General features: G+C 56.3%; 14 protein-coding genes. 1 reads left to right on the forward strand and 13 read right to left on the reverse strand.

Annotation, left to right across the window (positions count from 1 at the left end):
* Positions 1-11 precede the first annotated feature (11 nt).
* Complete coding sequence (brxL, locus tag IG193_RS08265; protein ID WP_192818701.1) at positions 12-1,421, forward strand: BREX system Lon protease-like protein BrxL; 1,410 nt, start codon at positions 12-14, stop codon at positions 1,419-1,421.
* A gap of 1 nt (position 1,422) precedes the next feature.
* Here brxL and IG193_RS08270 read toward each other — a convergent pair whose 3' ends face one another.
* The 13 genes from IG193_RS08270 to IG193_RS08330 form a co-directional block, all read right to left on the reverse strand.
* Positions 1,423-1,818 (reverse strand): DUF1641 domain-containing protein, encoded by a 396-nt coding sequence (locus IG193_RS08270; protein ID WP_192818702.1) that lies wholly within the window; start codon positions 1,816-1,818, stop codon positions 1,423-1,425.
* Positions 1,819-1,820: 2 nt separating this feature from the next.
* On the reverse strand, positions 1,821-3,005 hold the full coding sequence (locus IG193_RS08275; protein ID WP_192818703.1) for an NAD(P)/FAD-dependent oxidoreductase: 1,185 nt from the start codon (positions 3,003-3,005) through the stop codon (positions 1,821-1,823).
* Between the two features lie 25 nt (positions 3,006-3,030).
* Positions 3,031-3,264 carry a sulfurtransferase TusA family protein gene (locus tag IG193_RS08280; RefSeq protein WP_192818704.1) on the reverse strand — a complete coding sequence of 78 codons (234 nt, stop codon included), beginning with the start codon at positions 3,262-3,264 and terminating at the stop codon, positions 3,031-3,033.
* A gap of 9 nt (positions 3,265-3,273) precedes the next feature.
* Positions 3,274-3,681 carry a DsrE/DsrF/DrsH-like family protein gene (locus IG193_RS08285; RefSeq protein ID WP_192818705.1) on the reverse strand — a complete coding sequence of 136 codons (408 nt, stop codon included), beginning with the start codon at positions 3,679-3,681 and terminating at the stop codon, positions 3,274-3,276.
* Between the two features lie 194 nt (positions 3,682-3,875).
* Entirely contained in the window at positions 3,876-4,718 is an 843-nt protein-coding gene (locus IG193_RS08290) for a protoheme IX farnesyltransferase (RefSeq protein ID WP_192818706.1), read from the reverse strand.
* Between the two features lie 39 nt (positions 4,719-4,757).
* Entirely contained in the window at positions 4,758-5,504 is a 747-nt protein-coding gene (locus tag IG193_RS08295; protein ID WP_192818707.1) for a creatininase family protein, read from the reverse strand.
* Positions 5,505-5,535: 31 nt separating this feature from the next.
* The gene (locus IG193_RS08300) at positions 5,536-7,485 is read right to left on the reverse strand and encodes a metallophosphoesterase family protein (RefSeq protein WP_192818708.1); all 1,950 of its coding nucleotides are present in this window, start codon (positions 7,483-7,485) and stop codon (positions 5,536-5,538) included.
* A 117-nt stretch (positions 7,486-7,602) separates the two neighbouring features.
* A complete protein-coding gene (locus IG193_RS08305) occupies positions 7,603-8,697 on the reverse strand; it encodes an ABC transporter ATP-binding protein (RefSeq protein ID WP_192818709.1) in 1,095 nt (364 codons plus the stop codon).
* Positions 8,698-8,700: 3 nt separating this feature from the next.
* Positions 8,701-10,899, reverse strand: coding sequence for an ABC transporter permease (locus tag IG193_RS08310; protein ID WP_192818710.1), 2,199 nt, complete (start codon positions 10,897-10,899; stop codon positions 8,701-8,703).
* A gap of 61 nt (positions 10,900-10,960) precedes the next feature.
* Entirely contained in the window at positions 10,961-12,439 is a 1,479-nt protein-coding gene (locus tag IG193_RS08315) for an ABC transporter substrate-binding protein (RefSeq protein ID WP_192818711.1), read from the reverse strand.
* 62 nt (positions 12,440-12,501) lie between these two features.
* Positions 12,502-13,548 (reverse strand): motility-associated ABC transporter substrate-binding family protein, encoded by a 1,047-nt coding sequence (locus IG193_RS08320; protein ID WP_192818712.1) that lies wholly within the window; start codon positions 13,546-13,548, stop codon positions 12,502-12,504.
* A gap of 54 nt (positions 13,549-13,602) precedes the next feature.
* Entirely contained in the window at positions 13,603-15,594 is a 1,992-nt protein-coding gene (locus IG193_RS08325) for a metallophosphoesterase family protein (protein ID WP_192818713.1), read from the reverse strand.
* A gap of 226 nt (positions 15,595-15,820) precedes the next feature.
* Positions 15,821-16,456: a hypothetical protein gene (locus IG193_RS08330; RefSeq protein WP_192818714.1), complete on the reverse strand. Its 636-nt coding sequence runs from the start codon at positions 16,454-16,456 to the stop codon at positions 15,821-15,823.
* Between the last annotated feature and the right edge of the window lie 4 nt (positions 16,457-16,460).

Here is a 16,460-nt window from a genome sequence, read left to right on the forward strand (position 1 = left end):
AGGTGGGAGCGGTGAGCGCCCTCGACGCGAAGATAAAGAGAGTTTTCGGGGAGTACGCGGTCGACAAGAGGGTGGCCCGGTCTGGGAGCATCCCCAGGATCCCTACTTTCATCAAGGAGTACCTCATTACGCGGTACTGCCAGGAGGGTGATAGCAGGTGTCTCGAGGATATAGCGCAGAAAGTAAGCGAGCTCTACCCAGACCCGAGGTCTCGTGAGAGGTTCCTCGGGAGGCTCAAGGAAGAGGGCAGGTTGAAGCTACTGGACGAGTTTAGAGTCGTGGTGAACCTCAAGAAGAACGCTTTCTTCTTGCAGATACCTTCACTCAACATAACTGACGCGCTCGTCCGCGACGACATCGTACGTGGCAATGAAAGGCTCTACTCAGGCCTGTGGGGCGTAGGCGTGCTCGTCTACGAGCCCCCGCTCCAGTCAAGACTTCGCGATGTGACGCCCGTAGTGATGGACGACTTTGAACCGTTCCAGGCGTACGACATAGACTTCGAGCTCTTCAGCGATGCTAGAGGCGAATTTACGCTAGAAGAGTGGCTCAGCATGCTCGTCAGGAGCATGGGGCTAAACCCCGAGGCCTACACTCTGAGGCAGAGAGCTCTGCTTGTGGCGAGGCTCATACCCATGGCCGAGTCTAACGTAAACCTCCTCGAGCTAGGCCCGAGAGCCACGGGGAAAACTTACACCTATCGAGAGCTCACCTACTACTCGAGGATACACTCTGGAGGTACTGTCTCCCCAGCGAGGCTCTTCTACGACATAAAGAGCAAGATACCGGGAGACCTGGTAGTGAACGACGTTGTAGTATTCGACGAGATAAACAGGATAAAGTTTGCGAGTGGGGACGAGGTCGTCGCGAAGCTCAAAGACTACATGGTTGACGGCTACTTCGAGCGAGGGGGATACCACCCGAAGAGGCCGGCTACGTGCTCCCTGGTTTTCATCGGGAACATTGACATCGGGGAAGCTTATAGACCGCTCGCTGTAGCGTCCTACCTGCCGGCGTTCATGCACGACACGGCATTCCTCGACAGGATACACGGCTTCCTACACGGGTGGGAGTTGCCGAAGATAATGAAGAGCGACGAGCACTTGGCTCAAGGCTACGGCATAGCCGCCGACTACCTGGCCGAAGTCTTACACGAGTACAGGAACGTGAGCCTCGAGCAAGAGGTGGACGAAGTATTCGAGCTAGAGGGGAGGCTGACAATCCGCGACGAGAAGGCTATTAAAAAGCTACTGTCGGGGGCTCTAAAGCTCCTCTTCCCGAACCGCGAGTACGACAAGAGCGAGCTCGAGAGCATAGCCACAGCACTCGTAGACCTGAGGAACAACGTCTCACAGCTACTCACGGCCATGTCTCCAAGAGAGTTCCCAGAGAAAAAGATAAAAGTTAGGGTTAGAGGCTAGGCTACTTGCCCCTCCTGCCCAGGGCCTTCAACAGTTCGACTGCTACGCCGAGCCCCCTCTGAACCTCTGGGTCGTTTAGGGCTTTGAGGAGGCCTACTAGCCCGATAGGCTTCGGCTCCTTCGGTATAGACTTCAGCGCGTCAACGAGTAGCGGGAGGTTCTCCTTTAGCGCCTCGTAGTCAACGCTTCCCAACATGTCGAGGAGGTCGTCGAGGTGGTCGAGTAGCCTGAGAGTCCCGGGCGTGAGCAACAGCGAGGAAAGCCTGCCGATAACCTCTGGGTCGAGGATATCCTTGGCTGCGTCGAGGATGCCGAGCTCGTTCATCCTAGCGAGGACATCAAGCACCTTGTTTACCGACTCCACGTGTTCAGGTTTAAGCTCAACCTTCTCGCTCACACTTACCACCCCTCGCCCCTCCTGATAAACTCGTCAGTCGCGTCGAAATACGCCTTGAAGATAGGGCTCCAGAACTCGGGGTACTTGACTGCGCTCCAGTACGTGGCGACAAAGAGATCCTCCATTAGCCTCTTGAACCTCGACAACCTAACCTTTATGGGCGGGTGGTCATAGTCGCTTATCACGAAAGTGCCTTTCCCGTCTGTGATTATCGGGCAGTTAGTCCTGCCACTATACCTAGCGTCATAGCCCAGCAAGCGGGCTGCCACGACCTCAGCCTGCAGGTGCGCTGTCACCCCGCTCTTCGAGGTTGGGGCATTCGTGCAGTCGCCTATCGCGTACGCGTCGTCGAAGCCCTGTACGTTGCTCGTGTACTTGTCTATCTTGACGTAGCTAGACTGGTCTTTAACTTCCGCCGGGCTAATGTTGTAGCTCGGCCCCCTGTGCGGTGGGACGACGACGGCCACGTTGAATTTTATATCCTCCCCTTCGAGGCTCACCAGCCTGTTCTCCCGGTTGTCTACCTCGTTGACGGTGAAGAAGGTGTGTATCTCAACCCCCCTCTCCTTAAGCTCAGGCTCGAGTATGTCTGCAACGGTCTTCGATGGGTAGGCGTGCGGGACAGGGACAGCGAGGACTACTTTAACCTTACCGGCAAGCCCCCTACTCCTGAGGAGCTCGCTCGCTAGGAAGGCTCCCTTATGGGGCCCCGGCGGGCACTTGTATATAGGGTCAGCCACTCCAATGACGAAACTGCCCTCCTTCAACCCTCTAAGCGTGTTCCAGAGCTTCAGGGAGTTCTCCGGGCTCGAGTAGAAGTCCCCAAACCGCTCGAGGAGCTCTCTGTGCCCTGGCACCGCGCTGTAGTCTAGTTCAGCCCCGCTGGCCAGGACGACGAAGTCGTACTCGTAGCTCCTGCCGCTTCTCGTCGTGACTCTCCTCTCATTCAGGTCTACGCTCACGACCTCGTCATTGACGTAGTTTACTCCTTTCTTCAGCAGGCTCGGAATAGGCCTCAGGAACTTCTCCGGGGAGACGCCCTTGAAGGCTATCCAGAGGTTTCCAGGCTGGAAGAAGTGGCTCGTGCTCTTGTCTATGACTGTCACGTCGAAGCCGTGGGGCTGGAGCAGGTTAGCTAGAATAGCCCCTCCACCGCCCCCTCCTACAATAATAACCCTATTTGCCAAAAAACACCACCAGGAGAAAAAGGGATTATTTTTTAGCCGTGACTTTAATCACTGCTTTTATGACTCCTCCCTCCTCTGTCAGGGAAACGAGTTCATTCCTAGTTTTCTCGATCCAAGCCTGCACGTCAGGCTTAAAGCCAGGGTCTGTCGCCAGGACGATTATAATGTCTCCATTCTGGGCGTTACGGTAGGCCCTTGTGAGGGCAGAGATAGGCCCGGGGCACGCCATCCCGCGGGCGTCAACCGTGATCTCCGGCATGCTACCCGCCTAGACGAATATTACCTCGTACTCCGCCGTCTCCTTCATGAAGAAGGTTGCGCCTACAATGTCGTCTACGATGGGGTCTAGATCCTCCTTCTTGAGGCCCATGGCTTCTGCTATGAGCGAGCACACGTACACTTTGACGTCACCAACCTCCTTTGCCTCCTTTATCATGTCGTACCAGCTGGGCGCCTTCATCTTCTCCAGGCCCTTGAGAAGGCCCGGAACCATGTCTTCAAACTCCTTTGGGAAGCGCGGGCTCGGCTTGTTCTTCGTAAAGTACGGTGTAGCGAACCCTGTCACAAAGATCCTGACGGGTACACCCAGGTTTGCGGCAGTCTGCGTGAGAACACCGAGGGGTATGAACTTGTCTGCTGTGCCCGAGAACATTATTATTGCTAAACCTTTTGACATTGGTCTCAGCATGATATTATCAACAAAAGCTACATATAAACATATATGTCAATAAATGAATAAATGTTATTTTTTATTAAGGATTACGTGGAGAAAAGGAAATCAGTATTGCCGGTTCTCCTCATCCCTTCTAGGGGTTAGGAGACCCTCTTTTCATCACCACGGAGAAACCGGCGTGGGAGTATTTTAGCTTTCTAGAAGAAAAGCAAGAGGAAGGCTAGTGCGATGTAGGCTGTGGCCAGCTTCCAGGCTACATAGGAACTCCTCTTATACTCGCTGCTTGCCAAACCCCTCAACAGGACAGCCATGATGACTGATGCCATGACGGTTAGGACGGCGATTGAGGGAGCTGAGTACACGTGATAGAAATGCAGTAGGAACGCGTCGGCGAGGACGAGTAACAGCACGACAGAAGAGGCCGTCACTCCAGCTCTCTCGCCCATCACTACCGGAAGCATTGGGACACCAGCTCTCCTGTAGTCGTCTGAGTAGTAGGTCGCCGCCGTCCAGATGTGGAGGTAGCTCCAGAGGACAACTAAGGCACCGAGTAGTACAGCCTCTACAGACGGCTTGCCCGTCGCTGCCGCCCACCCGCCGAGGACAGGCATCGCGCCCGCACTACCGCAAACAATAACGCTCCACGGTGTCCTCCTCTTCATAACCTTCGTGTACAGGAAGCTGAATATAAGGAACCCTAAAACCCCAAAGAGTAAAACCCAGAGTTTCACTAAGGCGGCTAAGAGTAAGCCGAGAAGTACTGTTGCTGTGGAGAGCGATAGGGCCTGGAACTGTGTCATCCTGCCAGAGGGAAGGGGCCTGTGTTTTGTCCTGGACATGATGCTGTCGATATCCATGTCGAACAGCATGTTGAAGCCCGTAGACCCGGCTACAGTGAGAAACAGAGACGCTGTCACAAGCATAAACACTAGTGGGTCAATGTTCAGGTTGGAGGCCTTAGCGTAGGCAATTACACCAGTTAGAACAGCCATTAACGTCTGCCTAACCTTGATAAAGTCTGCAAAGTCTCTTATATTCACGGATAGACTGAGAGCTCGCGCGGTCTTAAACGCTTATGTTTAGTGCTTTACATATCCTAGTGCCTGCCTCAACTTGCTGTATATGCCCGCTATCTCCTCGACTATCGCGTCAAGATATTCTGCCGCTCTCGAAGTGTCGAAGGAAACGTCACCCTCGCCTGGAGTGTAGTTTATAATCGTCCCAGGGAGCGGGTAGCCCTGTACGCCAGAAGAGGCTACGAATATCTCGCTAGAGCTGTAGAGGTTCTTCTTCACCAGCCCGGGGCTCGCGAGAGCTACGAGTACAGTCTCGTCCGTAGCGGCATGCCCTCCCTCCTTGCCTAGGATTCTCTGCGTCAGCCCTCTCTCACGGGCGAGCCTCCACCAGTCCACGAGCAAGGTTGCGAGTCTATGATCCAGCCATGCCCTCCTAGCCGCGCTGTCAAGTGGGGCAGTGTTGCCCCCGTGCCCGTTGAGGATTACGGCTAGCTCGAAGCCTTGAGACGCAAGGCTGGAGAGTATCTCGTAGACTAAGCTCTCGAAAGTCTCTGGCTTTATCCTGATAGAGCCTGGGTAGCCGTAGAGGCTGTTTGTTACTCCGTAGTTCACTGTTGGTAGTACAACTCCACCTATTCTCTCGGCGAGCCTCTCGGCTATGAGCTCCGGGATGATGTTGTCCGTCCCGAGCGGCAGGTGCGGCCCGTGGGGCTCGACAGTCCCTACGGGTAGAATTGCCGTGTCCACGCCTCTCTGCAGGAGCTCTCTAACTTCAACGTACGACAGCTCGGCAAGCCTGTGGGGCGACACAAAGACTGGATCAAGCAACCGGGAAAAATTTTTATCGCCTCCTTCTCGCCGCCTCCACGAGAGCCAGGGCTACTGCTACCCCGACGGCTCCAGCTACGAGAGCGGCTACGAGCGGCGTGTAATCCAGCCTTGCTGTCGTAGCAGGAGGAGCTGGAGCAGTAGTTAGTGGCGTTTGGTTTTGTTGCTGTGTCTGCTGTGGTGCTTGGTACGGTGGCTGTTGCGTCTGGCTCTGCTGGGGCGGGGGCTGCTGTGGTGGGGGTTGCGGGGGCTGTGGGACAGCGTAGGTTATCTTCGCCTCTACCTGAGACGTGTGCCCGGCTACGTCTACTGCTACGGCCCTGACGTAGAGCTCCTTTGTGAATAGAGGAGGTATGTCGGCCTTGTAAATGTTGCCCTGAACTGGGGTAGCGGTCACATAGTCGCTGGATGTCCCAGTAGAGTAGTAGACGACTACTCTCGCCATGCCCCAGCCCCTGTCTACGGCTCTTACGAATATCGTGAGCGGCTGTCTGCCCGAGACAGGCGTCTCGGGCGTCCACCCTACTATCTCGATTGTCGGGTTGTCGTTGTCCACGTAGGAGGCCACAGTCATTGTAGCGTTCAGGTTAGGCCTGAGCGGTGCCCTGACCTCTGCTAGGAGCCCTCCCCGGAACGGGGCTATTCTGGCCAGGGAGGCGTCTATACCGCTCGCGTAGAGGCTGTAGCCGGGCCCCGGTGCCAGCCAGAAGTAGAAGGAGGCAGTAGCCAGGTTGACCTCGAACCTCCCCGTGGTGTATACAAGGTAGCTGGACGCCGTACCCCTCCCGTCTGAGACCCAGCTCACAGAGGCCTGCATGAGGTTGTAGCTACTCCCCCTGTCGAACGGCCTCTTTCCAGGGGCTGTCAGCTCCAGGACTTCACCCTTAGAGGATATTGTAACGAGGCGGAAGCCCGGGTACAGCTGCGTCCAGGCGCACGCGGCAGTCGTCGTTACGAAGTATATCTTGTTCTTGTAGATCGCAACGGTGTCTCGGTGTATGTGCCCGGCGAGAACCAAGCAGGCGTTGTACTTGTCGAGCAAGTAGAGTAGCCTGGAGCTGGGGTCGCTTGCTACGTCGTAGGAGGTCGACGAGATTACGCCTGAAGAGCTAAAGAGCGGGTGATGGATAAACACTACCGTAGTCTTGCCGGCATACCTCGAGAGAACGGACTCAAGCCAGTCAAGCTGTTGCGAATCTAGGAAGCCTTCAAGCCCGCTGTCCAGGCCAATTATCAAGTAGTCACCGAAAGCCCTGTACCAGTAGGCGGGCCCTATGTACCTACCGTAGAAGTATTTCTCGAAGCTCTCCTCGGCCGCTCCGAAGTAGTCGTGGTTTCCTGGGATTATGAACGTCGGCTTCCTGAGATAGTCTAGCAGGCTCGAAAGCGTTTCGAGGCTTCTAGTATCATCACCGTACTCGACGTCGTCTCCAGTAATTACTACAACGTCGACTGGTAGAGCGTTAGCCAGTACTATCGCCTTCTTGAAGCAGTCTGCGGCTGGTGCTCCGAAGGCCGCTGCCCCGATGTGAACGTCTGTGAGGTGCATTATCCGGAGTGTCCTCGGCCACTTGCTCAAGACCCATAGGCTCCTGTAAGCTGAGACTGCCTGCGAACTGCTCCCGAACGAGACCTTCACGTAGAGGTCGTACAGCTCTGGCCTGGTGCTAGAAGGCACGCCAACCGTTATAACATAGCTATGCCCCACTTGCACCGGGGGTAGAGTGAGCGAGAGGTTTACCACGTAGCCTGGGGCCTCCGCCCACACGCCGAGTATTCCGGCGATTTTGCTGGCCGAGTATAGTGTTATATTGAAGACGCCGCCCGGCGAAACGGGCATGGGCACGGCTTGCGAGGGGTCTGCAATGTAGAGGTTCAAGGCCTCCTTGTAGGGTTTAGCCGAAGCCAGTGCTAGAGCGGCTACTGTTACAAACGTTAAGGCGAGCAGTAGCTCCTTGTCCATCAGTATAGGCGGCCAGAAAAGCCCAGATATTAAATTCTACCCACTTCCCTGCTGGGCTCTCAGAGCCGGCAGGACCTTGGGAAAAACCTGAGTTAGAACTAGCCCCTCGGGCAACGACTAGGTGAACTCCTCCTCTTCCCAGCCTGTAGATGGGTAGATGTTCACGTCAGACGCCCTGATGTAGAGTTTAACCCTGGAGCCTGGTTGCAACTCTATCCCCGGGTCAGTGTAGGCCACTATTTTCTGGCCCCCTACGTCGATCCTCAACTGGTTGAACATGCCGATGAACATAGCGAGCTCGACAGTACCCTCTATCACGTTATCGAGGGGCTCCGTTACACTGAAGTCCTCGGGGCGCATTATGGCGACGACGCTATCGCCTTCTCTCATGCTGTAGCCGTGCGCCACGTTGCCCTCTATTACTGTCCCATCGACTCTAATCTTCGCCTTTGAGCCTGTAACCTCCAAGACCCTGCCCCTCAGTAGGGTGCTCCGCCCTATGAACGTGGCTACGAATAGGTCCCTGGGCCTCGAGTACACCTCCTTGGGCGGGCCGACCTGGTGGACGCGGCCCCTGTTCATGACAGCGATCCTGTCGGCAAGGCTCATTGCCTCCTCCTGGTCGTGCGTGACGTAGAGGGCCGTGATCTTAAGCTCAGTCTGGATCCTCCTAATCTCCTCCCTCATCTGGAGCCTGAGCTTCGCGTCTAGGTTGCTTAGAGGTTCGTCGAGCAGGAGCACCCTGGGCTCCACGACCAACGCCCTGGCAAGAGCAACCCTCTGCTGCTGGCCCCCGCTTAGCTGGAGCGGGTAGCGGTCTTCCATCCCCTCCAGCCGCACTAGCCTCAAGGCCTCCCGCACTTTCCTCTCGATATCCTCGTCGGTGAGCTTGAGCTGCTTGCGCCTGACCTTTAGGCCGTATGCCACGTTCTCGAACACTGTCATGTGGGGCCAGAGCGCGTAGTTCTGGAAGACCATAGCAGTCCCTCTCGCGTAGGGCTTCACGAAGGTTACGTCTTCCTCGCCGAAGTACACCCTGCCCTCCTCCGGAACCTCGAAGCCCGCCACTATCCTGAGCAGGGTCGTTTTCCCGCACCCGCTGGGGCCTAGGATCGTGAATAGCTCCCCGTCCCTCACTTCCAGCGTGACGTGATCTACTGCCCTGACGCGGCCGTAGACCTTGCTAACCTCGACCAGCCGGATCCCGACCATACCCTACACCCCTATAAACGCGTACCTCTGCTTTAATACTCTTACTACGATTAGTATAGCCACCAGCTGTATGAGTATCAGCAATACGCCCATCGCCGCTGCTATCTGCACTCCTATGGGCGACCCGCCCTTGTAGACGTTCATCATGTAGTACGTCATAGGCGCCTGGGAGGGGTTGAAGTTGCCGATAGTTATGCTCGTGCTAACCTCAGTCGCCATGTATATGAACCCCAGAACGGCGCCGCTGAAGATGTACGAGATGATGTAGGGCAACACGACGCCGAAGACGACCCTGGCGCGTGTGGCCCCGAGGTTCATAGCGGCCTCCTCGAGGCCGACGTGAACCTGCTGGAAGCCGGCGTAGACCGAGCGCACGACGTAGGGTAGCTTCCGCACACTGTAGGACACGACCAGCACGACCCAAGCCTGGAAAGCCCCGATAGACGCAGGGTCGAGAGGTGTCCCGGCGAAGAAAGTCGTGAAGAAGTAGTAGTAGCCGAGGGCTATCACCAGCCCCGGGATGGCCAGAGGCACTGTAGCCAGAGTGTCCAGCAGGTTTGAGAGCCATGCGACACGTATCCTGCTAACCCCGTACCCCACCATCACTGCTACCGCCAGGGCCAGGAGTACCGAGAGCGCGGCGTACGTGAGAGTGTTCCTGATGTACGTGAATACCGTGGGGTCTAGGAAGAGGTTCTCGAAATAGCTCAGCGTAAATCTGCCCGGGTTGATCTCGAAACCCCTCGGCGGCATGATATTGAAGGCCAAGAGCGCAACGCCGAGCTGCGGGAAAGATGTTAAAAGCACTAGGGGGAAGATTACGGCGTAGACGACCACCTTGCCGGGTAACCCTAGAGGGCGCTGCCTGGGCGCTATACGTCCCCCGCGACTGATCATGGCGTAGCTCCTCATCCCCACGTAGTTCCTGATTGCGAGGAAGCCCACGACAGCCACGAAGAGCATGACGACCCCGAGGGCCGCTGACTCCGGCGAAACTATACCAGTCTGTGTCACGAACCCCCTGAAGATCTGTGCGCTCATGAGGTTCCACTCCTGGAAGATGAGCGGAGCCCCCACGTCCTCGAGGCTGAATATGAACACGATAATGGCGCCAGCCACGATCCCGGGCAGCGCGAGTGGGAGCGTTACAGTCCTAAAGAGCCTGAAGCCCCTCGCCCCGAGGTTCTCGGCTTGCTCCTCGGTGCTCGGGTCGACGTTCAGGAAAGCGCTGTAGGCGTTGAGGTAGACTATGGGATAGAAGGAAATTATCTGTGCTAGCGCGACTCCCACGAGCCCGTCTAGCCTGATCCTCCAGCCGAAGAGTGCTTGTGTGAGCATGGAGATGGGGCCGTACTCGCTGAAGAGGATTTTCACGACGTAGGAGTTGACGAACGGGGTGACGAACAGTGGGACGAGCGAGAGTATGCGCAGCGTCTCCTTCCCGGGGAACCTGTAGCGCGCGAGGACAAAAGCTATCGCTATGCCAAGAAGTGTTGCAGTGAAGGTTACGGCAGTCGAGAGTACTAGGCTATTCGCCAGGATGCCGTAGTTAACCCCCTTGATCACGTAGAGCGTGTAGTTCCCCAGCTGAACAGTGAACCAGGGCATTTCACCGGGCAGGCTCTCAAGCCTAACGTACTCCCTGGCCGAGAAGATTCTCTGAAAGTTCGAGTACCAAGCCGCCCCAGTAGGAGCCCTGAAGGCGTTGATGAGCACGAAACCAATCGGCGTCAGGAGGAAAACTACGAGGAACGCAGAGCCGAAAACGAGGAAGAACCACATCAGCGGGTCAAGTTCGTAGAGGGTGCTCCGTATGCGACGGGAAAGCGAGACAACCCCTCTGCGCGCCCCCCTGGACTCCTGGAAGCCACGTAGCCTCTCGTAGAGGTAGCCTGCGCTTGCCGCGAAGACCAGGGGGGCTAGGAAGAATGCCAGCGAGCGCGGTACGCCCCCGGCGCCAATGAGTACTGTGAAGAAGTCGTATAGGAGGGAGAAGACGGCTAGAAAGCTGAGCCCGAAGCTGAACTTTATCCACCGGTAGTCGAAGCCTAGCCTGTAAAGAACTAGAGTAGCGGCAAGGCAGGCCAGCCAGAGCAAGGGGTCGGCTGTGGCCGAGGCCTCCGGGTACGCCGTGTAGAGGAGAAGGTACAGCAGAGCTACTGAGAGACCGACGACCCAAACAAACCAAGGCCTAGCCCGCATGTCAACCTCAGTAGGAAATACATGCATGTTCTTAAATTTTTAATAATTAAAAATGTGGGATCTAAGAGCCCGTCATCTGTTTTAGTAGGTCTGCGGCCTTCAAGTACCTGGCTCTGGCGGCGTCTTTCCACTGGTTCATGAGGTTCTGGTATATCGAGGGATCGCTGGCTAGGTACTTGCTAATCTTGACCGCGTACTCAAGCGTGAACGTTGTCTGAGTATTCGTGAGAGGGTCTGTGAATGTGATCGGGGCTGTTAGCGAGTCTATGAGCCTACCGAACTGATCCTTGGTGATTTTACCGTTCAAGTAAGCTTGCGCAATCTGGGCCCAGACAGACTGGAGGTCAGCGTGGACATCGACTAGTGTCGCCTTGAAGTAGTCGACGACTGCCGTGACCCATAGTGAGGAGAGAGTCTCGTTGAAGTTTATGCCGCCAGCCTTCTCAATTTCGGCGAGAGCAGCCTTGAGGTCAGGCCTCTTTGAGCCCTCAGGCGTGTTAAACACTCTCGGGTTAATCGGGAGCCTGTTGATGTTAGGGTCAAACCACACGAGCTGGCCCCCTGTCTCGTTGAGAACCCAAGCCACGAAGACTGCTGCCTCCCGTGGGTGCCTCGCACCCTTAAGAACGGCTATCGGATCCGCGTTAACGATGCTCTCGTTTGCAGGTATTATGTAGAGGCAGGCAGGGTTCTGCTGTTGCGCAGTGTAGCCGTAGAAGTCGATAGTCGTCCCAACTGCTATGTCCCCCCTGATGACTGCATCGCGGACATCACTACTCCCACTATACACCTTCGCGTTTGCAGCAATGAGGGTGAGGGCCCTCCAGCCGGCATCCCAGCCGTATGCCTGGAGGATGATCTCGAACATCCTAGTGTTACTAGTGCTCATAGTGGGATCCGCGATGCCCACGAGCGGGACAGCCGGTAGCGTACGCGCGTAGACCGGGTTGCCGAGGTCTGCCCACTTCTTGGGGGTCGGGAGGTTGTAACGGGAGAGCAGATCCTTGTTCACCGTGAAACCGAAGCTACTCACACTAGCGCCGATCCAGTGGACCAGCCCGTCGCTTCCAACCTTATAGGTGGGCGCACCGGCAATTGTCGACGGGATTTTCTTCATCTCCTCGAGCACTAGGGCGAACTCGGGAACCTTCGAGGGGTCTAGGGGCTCTATAAGCCCTTGCTCGTCGATTATGTTGAAAAGCGTGGGCCCGCCGCCCCAGGCAACGTCGATGCCCTGGCCCTTAGACGCAGCGTTCTTTATGTACTCGGGCCACTGCTCCGCGTTTACGGGCAAGAAGACAATGTTCACGATGTTGTACTTCTTGGCGATCTCGCTGTTGAGGAACATTTTCCGCGTGACATCCTGGATTGTCTGCTCATGTCTCGTGATCACGTAGAGAGTAACCCCCTGAGCTGGCGGGGCTACTCCCTGAGTGGGCGGAGCTTTAGGGGTTAGAGCTGCGAAGAAGGCTATGAGAGCTACGACAACTACGACCGCTAGAAGGAGGAGCAACAACCTTTTATTCACGTCTACCACCATGTCACTCTTACGAAACCCAAAACTATATATTTTTAGTGAGGTAGGAAAATAGGAAAAAGTTTTTAACTTTTGGCTTGTTCTGCTTTGGCCTGAGGTCTCCGCTTTCTCACTAGGAATAGAGCCACAACCACAGCCGCGACTACAACTACTGCTCCAACTGTCAAGAGGATCAGCTGTTGCTGCTGCTGGGCTGCCCTCTGGCTCGGGACCTCTCTCACCACGTATACCCACCACTTAACGAGGTTCGTCACGAAGGTCGGGCCGTCGAGAGACTTACCATAGTACTGCGACGACCACGCCGGCTCGTAGTCTCCGTAGATGGATTCGCCGGCTAGGACTATGAGGACGTTCTTGTCGGGCCAGTACTCCGCGGCGTACATCACGAAGTCGTGGTCGCCGGTACCCTTCCCGTAGGTCATCAAGTCGTACAGGTATGGGGTTGGCGGCGTGTTGTCGCCGATATAGCTCTTGTGCGCCCAGACAAGCCTGATGAGCCCGGGGTAGGTCTCCTTGACAGGGTCGTGGTACTTGCCCTGCTCGTCAACCCAGATGACGCAGCCAGGGCCGTGCATCAGGATTGGGAGCTTTATGTTCTCCTTGACCATGTCTGTGCGGAGCAGGGTGTCTGGGTCGGGTTCGACGAACACTAGCATCCTGTAGAAGGCTTTTGCAGTAACGTCTGGGTTGTCGCTGTACACTGCGCCGTGCTCGAGCCTGAGCTTAGTGCCTATTGCGGCGAGGAGGTCGTTGATCTGGGTGATTGTCTTCCCGCCCGGGCCGTAGTCGCTATCGCCCCCAATGTAGAGGACTTTGTTACCGGAGTTAAGCCAGTTCTTTATTGCCGTCATCTCGTCTGGGCTAAGCGCGACTGTCGGTTGTCCGAGCAAGAGAATGTCTACGTCTTTCAGCACTGATTCATTTATGGGGCCCTTGATTACTTTCCAATTGACAAACGTTATGTTGCCCATTATGTAGTTCAGGTACTTGTCGCTCTCCCCGTGGCCTAAGTCGACGGCAACGACAACAGCGGGCTGGGTGGTTGCCTTCAGGATGGAGAAGGCCAGGAGAACTGCGAGCACTATTCCAAGTGTTATTAGTTTTTGTTTCATCAAGGAATAAAAATGGTTGGGGGAAATAAATATTTATGTTGTTTAGAGTAAGGCTCAACTCTTCTGCTTCTTCCTCCGAACTACCAAGAATACTGTGACTGCTATAACTGCTGCAGCGAGTACTGCCAGCACCACTACTGGCTGTGCTACGGGTTGAGGCACTGGCTGTTGGGCCTCGGCTTTCCCTAGTAGAGTGTACTCCAGCGTGGTCGAGTGGCCTGCGTAGTCGGTGGCGCTTAGTACGAGCTTCGCGTTGCCCGCGTTAGCGGGCAGAGTCCCTACGAGCTTGAAAGCCATGCTGTCTATCGGGTCGACTAGAGTGCCTGGAGTATAGAGGCTAACAGTTAACGGCTGCCTCACCCCGTCCACGAGGAGCGATGCCGTGAAGTTGGCTACACCCCAACCCCCGTCGCTGGCCTCTACGAAGGCCTGGAACTGGCCACCCGGTGCAGGCTTCTCGGGGATAAGCACCTTCACGCGTATCTTAGGCGGCTCGGTGTCCGGGCCACTGGACAGAGCGACCACGAGCTTGCCGCCAGGCGGGAGCTTTACCCTAGCGGCAACGTAGAGCAAGTCGCCCACCCGTAGAGCGTCCAGGACGTCAAAGCGGGCCCCGCCGCTAGCCTCTACTACTTTCGGCGAGAAGTCCCCGGACCAGGGCAGGCACCAGACCACCGTGTTGTCGAGGTCGAGGTACCCGAGCTTGTTCTCGACCGTGAGCACGTAGGCGCGCGGCCACATGAAGAACGCAGATGGGGTGAACACCTGGTTCGAGACCCCGAGGTTGTTCTTTGGCGGGTAGATGCCTATGGGAATAGAGTTCTGGGCTAGCTTCTTAGGGTCGTATGCGAAGCCTTTGAAGGTGGGCGGCCTGACGGGGAAGGTTATGTTGCCGTTCTCGAGGTTTATCTCGAAGAACGCGAGGCCATCGTATATGGCAGAGCCCATGCCGAGAGTCGTCGTCGTAACAAAGTATGTGGTCTTCCCGGTTCTAGTGCTCATGTACTTGACGTAGAGGTCGCGGTGCACGTGGCCTGACAGGACGAGGTTCACGTTGTAGCCCTCAACAAGCCTCAGGAAGTACCTCGTCGCCTCCATGTTTCCGCTCCAGGACGAGTAGAGGGGCGAGTTCGGGTTCTTCTGCGGGTCGTATGGGGCGATTACACTCGCATCGTCGTACGTGGTTTTGAGCTCGCCCTGGTAGTAGAAGACGGGGTGGTGAACAAAGATCACCTTGAAGGGGGTGCCGGAATACTGCTTAAGAACGCTCTCCGCCCACTGGAGCTGGTCGAGAGGCGGGTAGCCCTGCTCGTAGGAGTAGAGCCCTATGACAAGCAGTCGGTCTGCTATAAGCCTGTACCACGTCGTGCTCCCGTAGTACTTCGACCAGGCGCCGGGAGGGGTGTCGTGGTTCCCGGGTACGGCGAATATGGGGAAGCCGTAGAGGAAGGCTCTCTCGTAGCTGTAGGCCCAGCGGTACTGGGGCTCGTTTGCCGTGTCTCCGAGGTCGCCTGTATCGATTATCAGGTCGGGGTTCAAGAGGGAGGCTACGAGGTAGCCTGCAACGCGGTTCATGTCGCCCGTGAGGATGTCCGGTTGCCCTGCCCCGTAGTGCTGGTCAGAGACGTGTACTACTCTCAGCGTAGTCTTAGTGACGTTAACTACCCAGACGCTTCTCGGTATCTCGAGTTTCTGCTGCCCTATGAGTACGAGGTCGTAGACACCAGGCCTTACATTGTTCGGCACGGAGACAGTGACTTTCCCCGCGGAGTAGCTGACGCTGAGCGAGTAGTTCAGGAGCCTCAGCTTCCCGTCGATTACCGTAACAGTTACCATGTAGGCCGCGCTGGGCTGGCCCACGCCTCCCGTAAGCGTGAACGTGAAGCTACTGCCTGGGGTCACTGCCGCTGGCTTTCCCAGGCTGATGTCGCTGGAGTACGCAGTCACAACTAGCGGGGAGAGGCCCGGTAGCGCTGGTTGGGCTGGGGTTATGAGGGAGAATAGTAGCACTGCAACAATCATGGCCACTATGGTTGCCTTCTTCATCAGTTAGTGCATTCACGTCTATTGTTATTAAATTAATTGTTATGGCGAAAAGCTAACGTACCGTTTGCGCGGCATCTCGGCCTCCTAGGGCTACAGGCTGTAGTCTACAAGCCCTGGTTTTCCCGGCTTCACCGTTCCCCTGCGTGCCACCACTGCTGCCTCTACTGTGCTCTAAATGGCTCTAGCTTACGGGCACAGTGGATGGGGCTAGGGGAAGTCCCAGGAATTACTCTACTCTTACTTCCTCTATGAGTTTCTCCAGAGCCTTTGCCGAGACCGATTTAGTGAGCGTCACGGCGTTAATCCACACAGGTAGAACACCGTGCTCCAGTAAGCCGACAGCATAGTCCAGTGTGTCCTGCGAGAAATACAGCTTAGCCCTGCGGGTAATGCCGTAGTCGCGGTACACGTTATCTATCACCTGGGAGAGGTGGGGCGGCACACCGCTCCCTGAGACTTCTCTAACCCGTCCCGTCATCACGGCATGGAACCTGCGCTGCCACACGTCTGCGACGTGGCCGTTGTAGAGATCTCCCGGGGAGCTTAGGTAAGCCGGTATCCCCGTCAACACCAGCTCGACTTCGCCGCTGTTCTTGATCTCTGCCACTTCCCCGCAGTCCAGGGTGTAGCGCCTGAGACACACGCTGTAGCCCCCGTTAGGGTTCACGACGGCGATCACCCTGAAGAACGCTTTCCTACCCCCGTAGTGTACGACGACCCCCCTACTACTCGTCTTCGCCGGCTCTATTGGTAGGCCTAGCATTGCGGCCCTTAGCAGGGACTCGAAGACTATGTCTGCGAGTTGCCTGCCTGCGAGCCTCTCCGCTTCGCTCGTTATGGCGTGTTCCTGGTAGTACGACACCTAC

The organism is Infirmifilum lucidum, from assembly GCF_014876775.1.
In the GTDB taxonomy this organism is placed as follows: Archaea; Thermoproteota; Thermoprotei; order Thermofilales; family Thermofilaceae; genus Thermofilum; species Thermofilum lucidum.

What these genes read in the sequence shown, in the direction of transcription:
- IG193_RS08280 (WP_192818704.1), bottom strand. Translation starts at nt 3,264, where the DNA reads ATGCCGGAGATCACGGTTGACGCCCGCGGGATGGCGTGCCCCGGGCCT.
- IG193_RS08285 (WP_192818705.1), bottom strand. Translation starts at nt 3,681, where the DNA reads ATGTCAAAAGGTTTAGCAATAATAATGTTCTCGGGCACAGCAGACAAG.
- IG193_RS08300 (WP_192818708.1), bottom strand. Translation starts at nt 7,485, where the DNA reads ATGGACAAGGAGCTACTGCTCGCCTTAACGTTTGTAACAGTAGCCGCT.
- IG193_RS08305 (WP_192818709.1), bottom strand. Translation starts at nt 8,697, where the DNA reads ATGGTCGGGATCCGGCTGGTCGAGGTTAGCAAGGTCTACGGCCGCGTC.
- IG193_RS08310 (WP_192818710.1), bottom strand. Translation starts at nt 10,899, where the DNA reads ATGCGGGCTAGGCCTTGGTTTGTTTGGGTCGTCGGTCTCTCAGTAGCT.
- IG193_RS08315 (WP_192818711.1), bottom strand. Translation starts at nt 12,439, where the DNA reads ATGGTGGTAGACGTGAATAAAAGGTTGTTGCTCCTCCTTCTAGCGGTC.
- IG193_RS08320 (WP_192818712.1), bottom strand. Translation starts at nt 13,548, where the DNA reads ATGAAACAAAAACTAATAACACTTGGAATAGTGCTCGCAGTTCTCCTG.
- IG193_RS08325 (WP_192818713.1), bottom strand. Translation starts at nt 15,594, where the DNA reads ATGAAGAAGGCAACCATAGTGGCCATGATTGTTGCAGTGCTACTATTC.